This window comes from Bordetella sp. 02P26C-1, from assembly GCF_009763255.1.
In the GTDB taxonomy this organism is placed as follows: Bacteria; Pseudomonadota; Gammaproteobacteria; order Burkholderiales; family Burkholderiaceae_B; genus Bordetella_A.
Genome location: NZ_WSJB01000006.1, coordinates 61,595 through 75,304, shown reverse-complemented (window position 1 = coordinate 75,304; position 13,710 = coordinate 61,595). Strand labels below are relative to the sequence as shown.

At 59.5% G+C, this 13,710-nt stretch carries 12 protein-coding genes; 11 read left to right on the top strand and 1 reads right to left on the bottom strand.

Annotation, left to right across the window (positions count from 1 at the left end; genetic code table 11):
* Positions 1–274 precede the first annotated feature (274 nt).
* From motA to flhA, 10 genes are all read left to right on the top strand, one after another.
* Entirely contained in the window at positions 275–1,144 is an 870-nt protein-coding gene (gene motA, locus GOQ28_RS04800; protein ID WP_160348498.1) for a flagellar motor stator protein MotA, read from the top strand.
* A 5-nt stretch (positions 1,145–1,149) separates the two neighbouring features.
* Entirely contained in the window at positions 1,150–2,139 is a 990-nt protein-coding gene (motB, locus tag GOQ28_RS04795) for a flagellar motor protein MotB (protein WP_236844229.1), read from the top strand.
* Complete coding sequence (locus tag GOQ28_RS04790; RefSeq protein WP_236844228.1) at positions 2,136–4,148, top strand: chemotaxis protein CheW; 2,013 nt, start codon at positions 2,136–2,138, stop codon at positions 4,146–4,148. The genes motB and GOQ28_RS04790 overlap by 4 nt, the downstream gene beginning before the upstream one ends.
* Positions 4,149–4,160: 12 nt before the next feature.
* The gene (locus GOQ28_RS04785) at positions 4,161–4,631 is read left to right on the top strand and encodes a chemotaxis protein CheW (protein ID WP_160355644.1); all 471 of its coding nucleotides are present in this window, start codon (positions 4,161–4,163) and stop codon (positions 4,629–4,631) included.
* 5 nt (positions 4,632–4,636) lie between these two features.
* A complete protein-coding gene (locus tag GOQ28_RS04780; protein ID WP_160355643.1) occupies positions 4,637–5,467 on the top strand; it encodes a CheR family methyltransferase in 831 nt (276 codons plus the stop codon).
* Between the two features lie 4 nt (positions 5,468–5,471).
* Complete coding sequence (locus GOQ28_RS04775; RefSeq protein WP_160355642.1) at positions 5,472–6,557, top strand: protein-glutamate methylesterase/protein-glutamine glutaminase; 1,086 nt, start codon at positions 5,472–5,474, stop codon at positions 6,555–6,557.
* 30 nt (positions 6,558–6,587) lie between these two features.
* Positions 6,588–6,974: a chemotaxis response regulator CheY gene (gene cheY, locus GOQ28_RS04770; protein WP_160348494.1), complete on the top strand. Its 387-nt coding sequence runs from the start codon at positions 6,588–6,590 to the stop codon at positions 6,972–6,974.
* Position 6,975: 1 nt separating this feature from the next.
* Positions 6,976–7,572 (top strand): protein phosphatase CheZ, encoded by a 597-nt coding sequence (locus tag GOQ28_RS04765; protein ID WP_160355641.1) that lies wholly within the window; start codon positions 6,976–6,978, stop codon positions 7,570–7,572.
* Between the two features lie 204 nt (positions 7,573–7,776).
* On the top strand, positions 7,777–8,940 hold the full coding sequence (flhB, locus tag GOQ28_RS04760; RefSeq protein WP_160355640.1) for a flagellar biosynthesis protein FlhB: 1,164 nt from the start codon (positions 7,777–7,779) through the stop codon (positions 8,938–8,940).
* Positions 8,941–8,945: 5 nt separating this feature from the next.
* Positions 8,946–11,066 carry a flagellar biosynthesis protein FlhA gene (gene flhA / locus GOQ28_RS04755; RefSeq protein ID WP_160355639.1) on the top strand — a complete coding sequence of 707 codons (2,121 nt, stop codon included), beginning with the start codon at positions 8,946–8,948 and terminating at the stop codon, positions 11,064–11,066.
* 46 nt (positions 11,067–11,112) lie between these two features.
* On the opposite strand, the gene GOQ28_RS04750 is transcribed toward flhA, so the two are convergent.
* Positions 11,113–12,321: an NAD(P)/FAD-dependent oxidoreductase gene (locus GOQ28_RS04750; RefSeq protein WP_160355638.1), complete on the bottom strand. Its 1,209-nt coding sequence runs from the start codon at positions 12,319–12,321 to the stop codon at positions 11,113–11,115.
* 231 nt (positions 12,322–12,552) lie between these two features.
* Between GOQ28_RS04750 and GOQ28_RS04745 the strand changes: the two genes are divergently transcribed.
* Positions 12,553–13,701, top strand: a complete 1,149-nt coding sequence (locus GOQ28_RS04745; RefSeq protein ID WP_160348489.1) for an ABC transporter substrate-binding protein — start codon at positions 12,553–12,555, stop codon at positions 13,699–13,701.
* Positions 13,702–13,710: the final 9 nt, after the last annotated feature.

Below are 13,710 nucleotides of genomic sequence, written 5' to 3'. Positions count from 1 at the left end.
AGGATTGGCGGCCAGTCGCTTAGTAACGTAGCCGTAGCAGGCGTTCCGCAGGACTTGGATTTTGGCTATCGGAGGACGATTCCATTGTCATGGCTGAATCGCGCTCGATGCGCGAAGAACACGCCCTAAACCCCCGCCGGGTGGGCAGTTCACACCCACGGCTTCTGAAAGGAGGAATAACCGCCGTTTTAGGCGATAGTCCTGCGCTTTCTGACGCACCGGCCGGGCTCATCATATATGCCTCCACAACCTTATTCGTTCTAGGGGCTAGTCAGTGTTATTGGGTCTGGGATATTTGATTGCGATCGGATGCGTGTTCGGCGCATACGTTGGCATGGGGGGCCACCTGGGAGCACTGTACCAGCCGTTGGAATTGGTGTTGATCGGCGGCGCCGCGTTTGGGGCGTTTATCGCGGGTAATAACAAACGCTCGCTCACGCTGATGGCGCGCGATTTGCCGAAGGTATTTCGCCGTTTGCCGTACGACAAGGCCTTGTACATGGATGTGATGGCCTGTCTGTATACCTTATTGAACAAGGCCAAGCGCGAAGGGCTGATGAAGCTCGAGGGCGATATCGAGAATCCCGAGCAAAGCCCGATATTCCAAAAATACCCGCAGGTCCTTAGAGACCAGAAAGTCATGGACTTCGTGGTCGACTATTTGCGCCTGATGGTATCGGGCAATATGAGTGCCATCGAAATCGAAGCCCTGATGGACGAGGAACTGGAGACGTTCCGTCATGAAACGAATGTGCCAGTGAAAACCCTGCGCGCGGTGGGCGACGCGATGCCGGCGTTCGGTATCGTGGCGGCCGTGCTTGGAGTGATCAAGGCATTGGCGGCGGTCGATCAAGAGGCCTTCGTTCTCGCCGATTTGATTTCTAAAGCCATGGTGGGCACGTTTCTAGGCATTCTGTGCGCCTACGCTATCGTTTTTCCGTTGGCCGATACGATGGAGCGGCGCGCGAGCGAGGCGGTCAAGGCGTTGGAGTGCGTGAAGGTGACGCTGCTCGCCTATCTGAATGGCTACCCGCCGCAGGTCGCCGTCGAGTTTGGCCGCAAGGTACTGTATTCGATCGTCCGTCCGTCATTTGTCGAACTCGAGACCCAGGTTCGGGCGACGAAGTCTGGCTCTAACGGATAATTCCCATGGCCGGGCAACAACATCGAATCGTGATCCGTCGCACCAGACGGCACCACGAAGAACACCATGGGGGCAGCTGGAAAATCGCCTACGCCGACTTCATGACGGCCATGATGGCGTTTTTCCTTGTGATGTGGCTGCTATCGCTGGTGCCCAAATCCGAGCTGAGCGAGGTGGCGGAATATTTCCGCCAGCCGCTGATGTCCGCCATCAAGGGTGACCCGAACTCTGGGAGCAACCGCAACGTGATTCCGGGAGGGAGTCCCACGCCTATCCCGAATCGCGCAGCGGAACCCGAGCGTCCCACGCCCTTGCCGAGGGTCGTGCCGAATTCCGACGCGGAGCTGCGCGAGACCGCGCAGCTGGAGGATTTGCGTCAACGCCTGGAAACGCTGATCGCGACCAATCCAAGGCTAAAAGAATTCCGGCCGCAGCTGGTGTTGGATATGACGCCCGAAGGCCTGCGCATTCAGATCGTCGATGGACAAAACCGGCCGATGTTCGCCACCGGTAGCGCACAGATGAATCCCGATATGGACGTCATTTTGCGAGAACTGTCGCCGACGTTGAACATGATGCCTAACGGCTTGTCGATTGCCGGCCATACCGATGCGACGCAGTATGCCTCGGGCGAACGCGCGTATAGCAATTGGGAGTTGTCTGCCGACCGCGCCAACGCAGCGCGCAGGACGCTGGTTGCCGGCGGTATTGCAGAAAACAAGGTGCGGCGCGTCATGGGCCTGAGCGCCACGATGGGTGCCTCGGCCGATCCGTATGAGCCAGCCAATCGACGCATCAGTATCGTGGTGCTGAATAAACGCACGGAAGACGCGCTGAAAGCGACCTATGGCAGCCGGCACGTCACCCCCCCAACGCCGCCAATTCCCACAGAGACCGCGAAACCGGAGGCGGTCAGCGAGCCGGCCGCGCCGGCCGAGAGCGCACCCGCCCAGAAGGCGGCTGGCAGTGAAGATGTCAAGAAGGTGTCCCGATGAGCATGGATCTCGCTGATTTTTATGGAACGTTCTTTGATGAGGCGGAAGAGCTGCTTCAGGATATGGAGCGGGTGCTTCTCGATCTGGATCTCGCCGATCCGGACGTTGAGTCGCTCAATGCAATCTTCCGCGCCGCGCACTCGATAAAAGGCGGGGCGGCGACGTTTGGCACATTCGACCTGCTGGTGCAGACCACGCACAGGTTGGAGAACGTGCTCGACGAGGTCCGCAACCATTGGCTGCCGCTGACCCAGGAGGCGGTTGATGTCTTTCTGCGTGGGAAGGATATTCTCTTTGATCAGGTGGCCGCCTACCGAGGTGGCGGCACGCCGGAAGCCGATTCGGCCAATGCGCTGCTGGACGCGTTGGATCGCCTGTTAGCGGGAACGAGCCTGGAGGCGCCGCGCGCGGAGACGCCGGCGGCCCCGGTGGATATGGCCGTCGAACGCGCCGAAGATGCACCGCCGCCGTCATCTGGCAAACGCGTGCTCGTCCTGACCTTCTCTGGTGTGTCCGAGTCCGACCATCAGCTGCTTTTGGGCGAACTCGAAATGATGGGTGAACTGGCCGAGCGGCAGGGCGAGCCCGGCACGTTCGTTCATGCCCTGAGCACGGATCTGGACGCGGACACGATACGATCGATCTGCGGTTTCGTGATTAATGACGAGCAGGTTCAGATTCAGGAGCAGGCAGCGCAAGCTGAACCGGCGCCGCAGCCTGCCCCGTCGGCGCCGAGCCCAGAGCCGGCGCCCGTAGTACCCAGGGAAAGTCAGGAAACGCCTGTCAAAGTCGCCTCCGAGCCTCCCGCGCCCGCGCGGGCGAAGGCGGTGCCGCAAAAGGACAACAGTACGATACGCGTGGCCACGCAGCGGGTGGATCACCTGGTGAATTTGGTCGGTGAAGTCGTGATCGACCAGGCCATTCTGATCCAAGGCTGCCAGCAGCTCGATCCCATCAAGCACGCATCGTTGCTGCAAGGCATTGAACATATGTCGAGCGCCCTGCGCACGCTGCAAGAGTCCATCATGGCGTTGCGTATGGTGCCGATGGAATACGCGTTTGGCCGTTATCCGCGCGTGGTGCGCGAGACGTCGGCCAAGCTTGGCAAGCGCATCGAGTTGCACACAGCGGGTGGCGCGACCGAGCTGGATAAGGGGCTGATCGAAAAGCTCATCGATCCGCTGACGCACTTGATCCGCAACAGTCTGGACCACGGCGTCGAGACGCCCGAGGTGCGCGAAGCCAAAGGCAAGAATCCCGTGGGCCGGATTGATGTGCGCGCCTATCACGAAGGCGGACGCATCGTGGTCGAGGTGGCCGACGACGGCGCCGGCATGAACCGCGAAAAAATCCTGGCCAAGGCCGTCGAACGCGGCATGCCCGTTTCGAACTCGATGACCAACAACGAGGTCTTTCAGCTAGTCTTCGCGCCGGGCTTCTCGACGGCCGAGATCGTAACGGATGTATCTGGCCGTGGCGTCGGGATGGACGTCGTGCGACGCAATATCCAGGAAATCGGCGGGCAAATCGAGATTTCGTCGACGCCCGATGTGGGGACGACATTCCGCATTTCGCTACCCCTGACGTTGGCCATCATGGATGGCATGTCGATTCAGGTGGGCGAGGAACGCTTCGTGATGCCCTTGAATCACATCGTCGAATGCTTGCAGCCGCAACCCGAGCAAGTCCATTGCCTGGGTAAAGACGCCCATGTGCTGCACTTGCGCGGCGAGCATTTGCCGATTCTGAAACTGGCCACATTGTTTGACATCAAGGACGCGACTCCGGAGCTGGAGCAAAGCATCCTCATCGTGGTGCAGGTCGGCCAGCAGCGCTACGCCCTGGCCGTTGATCAATTGTTGGGACAACACCAGGTCGTGGTCAAGAGCCTGGAAACGCATTATGAGCGGGTGGCGGGCGCCTCGGGCGCAACCATCCTCGGGGATGGCAGCGTCGCGCTGATTCTCGACCCGGCAACGCTCATCGACTCATTTCAAGCGGGATGCTGATAAGAATCCGATATGGAAAAACTCATCAATAACGAATGGCTGATCTTTCGGTGCGGCAAACAAGAGTATGGCATCGATATCCTGAACGTGCAGGAACTGCGCGGCTACGAGCCGGAGATGGTCACGCGGGTCGCCAAATCGGCCGAGCATGTGCAGGGCCTGATTAACCTGCGCGGCCAGATTATCCCGGTTATCGATCTGCGTATCGTGTTGCAGATCAGCGAGATCGAGGTCAACGACAAGACCGTCATCGTGATTTTGAACCTGGAAGAGCGCATGGTCGGCGTGATTGTCGACAGCGTGTCCGATGTGCTGGTCATCGAGCAGGATGCAATCCAGCCCGCGCCGAAAACGCAGGATATGGGCCAGACGCGATCGCTGCTCGGGTTGGCGACTTCGGAAAATCGTTTGATCCAGTTGTTGGATATTTCAAGCGTGATTGGTGACTCAGCCGATGACATCGAAGGGCAGCTGGCGGGATAGATAATATGTCCCCAGCTACTCCCACCGTTGTCGCTTTTGGCGATGCCACTGCCGCGCAGTGCGACAAGGCGGCCCGGCTCTTGCAGTCGCGCACCGGTATCATCCTGGGCGACCATAAAGTCGGTGCCACGCAGCGCATACTGAGCACGCTGAGTTCGCGCTATGCGGACGGTGACGCTGGCAAGTTCTTGTACCTGCTCGAAGAGAACGGGGAGCATGCCGCGTGGACCGAGTTCATCAATGCGTTCACGGTCAATCACACGGCGTTTTTTCGCGAGCCGCATCATTTCGTGCGCCTGGAAGAATTTTTTCGCTCGCGGCCTACGGGTTGCTCGGTCTGGTGCGCGGCATCCTCCACGGGAGAAGAGCCCTACAGTATCGCGATGGTGGCCGAGGAGGTGTACGGCGCCACGCGCGCGCAGTGCTCCATACTCGCCACGGATATCGACACGCGGGTGTTGGAATTCGCGCAAAATGGGATCTACCCGTCGACGCGCATCGGCGACGTGGGCGATGTCCGACTCAAGCGACATTTCTTGCGCGGCGTTGAAAGCCAACAAGGCAAGGTGCGCATTCGCCCGAATGTGCAGTCGCGTGTCACGTTCGCCCCATTTAACTTGAATGAGCGGGTGTGGTCGGTGTCTGGGCCATTCGATGCGGTGTTCTGCCGCAACACGATGATCTACTTCGACCGCCCCACCCAGCAACGCTTATTGGAGAAATTCGCGCGTGTCATGCGGCCAGGTAGCCTGTTATTCGTGGGCCACTCTGAAAACATTAGCCAACTGACCAACGATTTTCATCTCCTTGGGCAGACCGTCTATCAGCGTAAGTAGCACTATGGCAGTTTCCCCTACGCTCAGCAGAAAGATACGCGTCATGGCGGTCGATGATTCGGCTCTCATGCGCGCGATCATGACGCACATTGTCAATCAGAACAGCGACATGGAGATGATCGGCACGGCGCCCGATCCGCTGATCGCGCGTCAGATGATCAAAGATCTGAATCCCGATGTCCTGACGCTCGATATCGAAATGCCAAAGATGGACGGGCTCGACTTTCTGTCGCGCCTGATGCGATTGCGGCCGATGCCGGTCGTGATGGTGTCTTCGCTCACGCATGCGCATTCCGAGATTTCCTTGCGTGCCCTGGAGCTGGGCGCGGCCGAAGTGGTGGGCAAGCCCTGCACCAGCGATCGCGCGAGCATGCAGATTTATGCCGAACAGCTCACCGACAAGATCCGCGCGGCGGCGGCTGCCAGACTAGGCTTGTTGCCGCATGGCCGCCCGGCGGAACCCGTGCGGACGACGGCGGTGCTGTCTGGCGGTTTAGGGGCGCGTTCGAACTGGTTGATCGCCATCGGCGCGTCCACGGGCGGTACCGAGGCCATCAGCACCGTATTGCGGCGCTTCCCCGAGCAATGCCCGCCAGTCGTCATGACCCAGCACATGCCGGCCGGCTTTACGGCTTCTTTCGTACAACGGCTGGACAAACTCTGCGCCATAACGGTGCATGAAGCGCAGGACGGTCAGCGCATCGAGCCCGGCAATGCGTATCTCGCGCCCGGCGGTATCGCGCACCTGGCCGTCAAGCGTGTCAACGGCGAGCTGCGTGCTCAGCTGATCGAGAGCGACCCGGTTAACCGTCATCGACCCTCGGTGGACGTGTTGTTTCAAAGCGTGGCGCAAGTGATGGGCAACCGGGCCAGTGCGGCCTTGCTGACCGGCATGGGCAAGGACGGCGCCAAAGGCTTGTTGGCGATGCGGGAGGCGGGAGCCGACACGATTGTCCAGGACGAAGCCTCGTGTGTCGTCTTTGGCATGCCCAAGGAAGCGTTGGCTATCGGTGCAAGCGACGAGGCCGTCCCGCTCGAGCAGATAGCGGCCAGACTCTATGGCGGAAAGAAAGCCGCCGCAATTCCATAAGCAAACCTCAAACTGTTAGGTCAGCACTACATGAACAAAGCATTGAAAGTCTTGATCGTCGATGATTTCCCGACCATGCGGCGCATCGTGAAGAACCTGCTGAAAGATCTCGGCATCGAGAACGTGGACGAGGCCGAAGACGGCGCGGTGGCGCTCGCGAAGCTGCAGGGGGGCAACTTCGACTTGGTGATTTCCGACTGGAATATGCCGAATAAAGACGGTCTGACCTTGTTGCAGGATATCCGCGCCGATGCAGCGTTGGCCAAATTGCCGGTGTTGATGGTCACGGCCGAGGCAAAGAAAGAAAACATCGTGGCCGCGGCGCAAGCGGGCGCGAACGGCTATGTCGTCAAGCCTTTCACCGCGGCGGTGCTCGAGGAAAAACTCAGCAAGATATTCTCCAAAATGGCGGCCTGATATGACGCAGCAACAGGAAGATCTCATTGTCCGCGTCGGAAATGTGACGCGCTTGCTGCTTCACAGCATGCGTGAGCTCGGGCTGGACAAGGCCGTGGCAGAAGCCGCTCAGGCCATTCCGGATACGCGTGACCGCCTGCGTTATGTGGCCTACATGACAGAGCAGGCCGCGGTCAGCGTCTTGAATGCCACCGAGAAAGCACAGCCAATTCAGCAGTCACTGAATGCCCGGGCCAGCGCGCTATTGGAACGCATGCAAGATCCGGCACAGGCACCATTGACTGGTTGGGACACGGAGCTGGCCGAGTTCATGCAGCAGGTCGTGCAGCAGACCGATCAGACCAACCAATTGTTGTTCGACATCATGATGGCGCAGGGGTTCCAGGACCTGACGGGCCAGGTCATTACCAAGATGATCGACATGATCGGCACAATCGAAAAAGAGCTGTTGCAGGTCCTCGTCGACTACTTGCCGCCCGGTCAACCGCGCCCCGAGCCGCAGAGCTTGATCAATGGTCCCCAGGTCAACCCGGCCAAGCCGGATGTGGTCACCGGCCAGGATCAGGTGGACGATTTGTTGGCGAGTCTGGGTCTTTAAGGCTGTCGCTCCTTTCGCCTTGGCATTGCGAGGGCCGGATCTCGGGGCGAGTAACGGGCGCGCGATACGCGATCGCGCGCGCGAAACCCTATGCGATGGAAAGCGGGATAGCGGGGACTTTTTGGGCTAGCTCGGTCAATTAGGAAAGCGCCACGATTTCTACAATGGCTGCTTGCCCCTAGACTCTATGCCCGAATCGCCCGCATGTCCGCCGACAGCGACGTAGAAAAGACAGAACCCGCCTCAGAGCAGCGCCTGACGAAAGCCCGCGAGGAAGGTCAGGTTGCACGGTCGCGCGAACTCAATACCTGCTTTTTGTTGTTGGCGGGCGCAGGCACGTTGTGGGTGACGGGCCTGTTTGTCTACGATCGGCTGGTGCACATCATGCGCTCCGGCATGCTGATCGAGTGGGGGCCCAAAACTGATCTGGGCGATTCGCGCGAGATGGCGTACGCGATCCTAAACGGGTTTAGCTCGGCGATGGTGGCGTTGTCGCCGCTATTCCTGGTCTTGGTCGTCGTCGCGATACTGTCGTCGGTGGCGTTAGGCGGTCTGGTGTTTTCCGCCAAGGCCTTGGAGCCGAAGTTCAGCCGTCTGAATCCGATTGCCGGCATAGGCCGCCTGTTTTCCGCCCAGACTTGGGTGGAGTTGCTAAAGACGCTGAGTAAGGCCGCCGTGGTCGGTGGCGTCGGCGCCTTGGCGATCAAATCTTTCCTGCCGGACATGCTTGGGCTGAGCAATCTTTATCTGCCTGAAGGCTTGGCCCATGGAATGCAGATCATTGCCACCATTTGCATGGGCATCATGGGGTCTTTGCTCTTGATCGCGCTCATCGATGTGCCGTGGCAATTGTTTTCCCATGCCAAAAAGCTGCGCATGTCCAAGGACGAGCTCAAGCGCGAGCATAAGGAAAGCGAAGGCGACCCGCATGTCAAGGGCCGTATCCGTCAGCAGCAACGTGAGGCCGCGCGGCGGCGCATGATGTCGGACGTACCGCGCGCTGACGTGGTTGTGACGAACCCGACGCACTACGCCGTGGCCTTGCAGTATGACCAGGCCGCAGCGGGCGCGCCCGTGGTGCTGGCCAAGGGCAGGAGAGAAATCGCCGCCAAGATCAAGGCATTGGCCGCGGAGCATCACGTGCCTATGCTGGAAGCGCCGCCGTTGGCGCGCGCCCTATACGCGAACACGGAGATCGGCGAGCAAATTCCCGAGGCCCTTTATACGGCCGTCGCGCAAGTGCTGGCCTGGGTCTTTCAGTTACGCAGCCACCATGAAGGACGCGCGCGCATGCCGGAGCGTCCGAGTTCTCTACCTGTACCCGCCGAGCTCGATCCGCTGGGTGAGTCTGCCTCTATTGAATCGTAATTCCAATGACGCAATTGCTTAACGCACTCAAGCTGAACGGCGCAGGGGCCGGCTACGCTAAGTTGATGGCGGGGCCGGTGTTGATCCTCATGGTGCTGTCCATGATGATCCTGCCCTTGCCGCCGCTGCTATTGGACATGTTCTTCACGTTCAATATTTCGTTGTCGATCATGATCCTGTTGGTGGCGATGTTCACCAAAAAGCCACTGGATTTCGCGGCGTTTCCCTCGGTGCTGCTGTTCGCCACGCTGTTACGGCTGGCGCTGAACGTCGCATCGACGCGGGTTATTTTGCTGCATGGCCATCAGGGTCCGGATGCGGCCGGTCACGTCATCGAGGCATTCAGTCATTTTCTGGTGGGTGGCAATTTCGCGGTAGGCGTGGTGGTGTTCGCCATACTCGTACTGATTAACTTCGTCGTCATTACCAAAGGTGCTGGGCGTATCGCCGAAGTGGGCGCGCGATTCACCTTGGACGCCATGCCCGGTAAGCAAATGGCGATCGATGCGGATTTGAACGCAGGATTGATTGACGAAGCCGAAGCCCGCCGGCGCCGTGCAGAGGTCGGGCAAGAAGCGGAGTTCTATGGCTCCATGGATGGCGCGAGCAAGTTCGTGCGCGGCGATGCGATTGCCGGTTTGATCATTATGGCCGTGGGTATGGTGGGCGGTTTGATCGTCGGGATCGTGCAGCATGGCTTGCCCGCGTCGGAAGCGGCGACGGTATACACGCTGTTGACGATCGGTGACGGTCTGGTGGGTCAGATTCCTGCGCTGATTATCTCGACGGCCGCCGGTGTCGTGGTCTCTCGCGTGGCGAACGATCAAGACGTGGGCCAGCAGATGATGGGTCAGCTGTTCTCCAACCCCACGGTTCTGTACATCACGGCCGGCATTATCGGCCTGATGGGCATTATTCCGAACATGCCGCACTTCGCGTTTCTAACGTTGGCTGCGGGCATGGGCTACCTGGGTTGGAAGATTCAGTCAAAGCAAAAGTCCAAGGCGTCCACGGATGTCGCCACGCCCTCACATCAGCAGGCCGCCGCGCAGGAAGCCGCGGCCGAGGCGTCCTGGGAAGATGTTTCTCTGGTCGAACCCTTGTCGCTCGAAGTCGGTTACCGGTTGATTTCGCTGGTCGACAGTTCTGGCGCCGACCCGGAGTTGCTAAACCGGATCCGGGGCTTGCGCAAGAAGTTCGCGCAGGAAATGGGCTTTCTGCCGCCAGTCGTCCATGTTCGGGACAATCTTGAGCTCAACCCCAGCGATTATCGGGTGATGCTGTTTGGCGTTGAAGTCGGTCGGGGCAGCGCCATGCCGGGTAAGTGGCTGGCCATTGATCCGGGCGGCGTGACGATGAAGCTCCCAGGCGAGGCCACGGAGGACCCAACATTTGGCTTACCAGCCACATGGATCGGCGTCGATTTGCGCGAGCAGGCCCAGATCGCGGGCTACACCGTGGTGGATGCGAGTACGGTGGTGGCTACGCATATCAATCACTTGATCCATCTGCATGCGGCCTCGCTATTGGGCCGTCAAGAAGTGCAGAAACTGCTGGAGCGCGTGGAGCAGGAGGTGCCCAAACTCACCGAGGACCTGGTGCCGAAGGCGATTTCGCTCGTGTCGTTGCAAGGCATATTGCGCGGCCTGCTCGAAGAGGATGTGCCGATCCGCGATATGCGCACGATTATCGAGGTCATTACGGAGTGGGCGCCGCGTCTGTCCGCCATGGCCGCTCAACAGCCCGGCGCATCGCTGGATGTGGGCGAGCTGATCGCGCGCGTGCGTCATGCCTTATCGCGTTCCATTGCTCAGCACTGGTTCGAAGACGCTAAAGAGTGCCGCGTGATTGGGTTGGATGCGAATCTGGAACGGGTGCTGACGCAAGTGCTCACCACCAATGGCGCGATGGAGCCGAATCTGGCGGAGAACCTGCTCAAGGAAACGGGCGTGGCGATTCAGCGCCAGGAAATGGCCGGTAATCCGACGGTGATGGTGGTGCAGCCCATGCTGCGCCCGGCGCTGGCCCGGTATTTCCGAAATCCGTTCCCGCAGCTGGCGGTGTTGGCGAATTCGGAAATACCGGATGATCGCGTCATTCGCGTCAGTACCGTTGTGGGCGGATGAGTGGCGGCGCCGATAGGCGCCGGTCCACCCATTATCTAACTACGCGTCACAGGTGAGTTTTGAGATGGATAGCAGGATCGACGAGCACCGCCTTTTCGGGATGGCTGTCTTTTAACAGCAGTTTGCGAGCCGCGATATGGTCCAGCGGTGCATTGATCGACTCCACGCACACCAGCCGGTCTTGGTCGAAATGCAGGATCGAGAAATTGCCGGGCTTGGGGCCCGGGCGGATCAGCCGTTCTCCCTGTGCGGGCATGAGTCCGGCGATCTGCAGCCGCAAGCTGCCCTGATCCGACCAGAACCAGGGCAGGGCCGCGTACGGTTGCGGGTCCTGGTCCAGCAGTACTGCCGCCAAGGTGCGAGCTTGGTCGTTGGCGTTTTGCACCGACTCCAGGCGCATGGGGCGATTCCATGCGGCATACGGGAAATGCGCACAGTCGCCGATGGCAAAAATCGCCGGATCTTCTGTGCGCATGTGCGAGTCCACGCGGATCCCGTTTTCGCAGGTCAGGCCGATCGCCTGGGCCAGCGAGACTTCGGGGACAGCGCCAATCCCAACGACCAAGAGTTCCACCGGGTGCTGTTGTTTGACCGTATTCAGGGCGGTGACGCGCTGATCGGCCACGTCGAACGTGACCGGTCCGCAGTCCAGGTTCAGCGCGACGCCGGCTTGCACCAGGTTCTCTGCCACGGTTTCGGAGATCTCTGGCGAAACCGCGCGCGCGAGCAAGCGCTGTGCATTTTCAAACACTTCGACGCGTTTGCCCAGCTTGGCCCCAGTGGCCGCAATTTCCAGCCCGATGAATCCGCCACCCAGCACGGTCAGCGACGATGCCTTGGTGAAGGCGTCGCGCAAGCGCTCCGCGTCCGCATGGGTACGCAGATAGTGGACATTGTCCAGCGTGTCGGGCAGATCCGGCAGCTTGCGCGCGCGCGTGCCGGTTGCCAGCACCAGCGCATCGTAGGGCAGACGTTCCCCGGTGCTGAGCGTCACTTCGCGTTGAGTTCGGTCGATGGCGGTGACGCGTGTATTCAACAGGATCTGCGCGTGACCATATGCGGAGGCTGGGCGCAGTAGCGGCGGGCCCACTTTGTCCTCGGATAAATACGCCTTGGAAAGCGGAGGGCGGTGATAGGGCAGGCACGCCTCTTCACTAATCAGTGTCAGCGCACCGGTATAGCCGCCTTCAAGCAGGCTGCCGCAAAGTTGAGAGGCGGCATGTCCGCCGCCGACGATAAGAATATTTTTATGCATGATCACTAATGGGTCGTATTGTCGATCAATACGACTGTTTCGATATTCAAAATGCTCACTTAAGTTTCTGAGTTTGTCAAAGAGGTTTAACCCTCCTGGGGTTTTCCACTAATTAGTTGAAATTAAGGGATTTTCCTAACTGTGATGGTGACGACTTAATACGATACTGGCCATCATATAAATGTTGTCGTATTGCCAATAAATACGACTTTATTTTTTAAGGGGGTAGTGATGTCGAATTTTTCCCGTCGTCAGATTCTAGGAATGCTGGGTGCCAGTCTCGCTCTGCCCACGCTGGTCATGGCGCAAGATGCCGCGCCGATTCGCATTGGCGTCATGCTGCCCCTTTCGGGTAATGGTTCCATCGAGGGCAATCAGGTCTTCAAGGGCGTACAGCTCGCCGTGGCCGAAGCGAACGCCGCAGGCGGCGTGCTGGGACGCAAAATCGAACTCGCTGTCGAAGACGACGAAAGCAACACCGCCAAGGGCGCGACCGCGGTACGCAAATTGGTCGAGCGAGAGAAAGTGCCCTTTATCGTTGGCACCTATGCCTCGGCTGTCGTGGTTGCCGCGATGAAGGTCGCCAAGGAACTCAAGGTGCCCATGTTGTCGGGCGGCTCGACCAGCCACGTGGCGACCGATAACAACACGCCGGGCGATCCCTGGTTCTTCCGCGCCTTTGCCGACAGCAAGGGTCAGGGCTACGACACAGCCATGGCGATCGTCGAGAAGTTCAACGGTAAAAAAGTCGCGATCCTGCACGATACGACCAGCTATGGGCAGGACCTGGCCAAACAAACGATCACCGTGGTGGAAGGCGCTGGCGGCAAGATCGTGGCCAATGAGTCTTTCAACATCGGCGATCAGGACTTCTCTAGCATCCTGACCCGCATCCGTACCCTCAAGCCTGATGTGGTCTATATCGCCGGCTGGGCCGCTGACGGCGCGACCATTGTGCGTCAGGCAGCATCGGTGGGCTTGCGCACGCAATTCGTGGGCTCGGGCTCCATGCTCAGTGATGACTTCATCAAGTTGGCAGGCCCGGCTTCCGAAGGCTTCGCGGTGGCGACCGCCTACGAAATCTCCACACCCAACCAAGTGGGCCGTGAGTTTGGCGAGCGGTTCGTCAAGGCCTATGGCTACGAGCCGGGCATGCTCAATACGCTGGGTTATTTCCACACCGCGGTAGGTCTGGAAGCCCTGCGCCGTGTTGGGAAACCGGACGGCGAGGCCATTCAGAAGATGCTGATGAGCGGTATGAAGGACTTCAAGATCGGTCTGGGTCCTGAAGGCACGACGGCCGCATTCGATGAAAAAGGAAGTGTGGACTATCCCTACTTCATTGCCGTCATCAAGAACGGCAAGCGCGTTCTCAATTGATCTGACAAG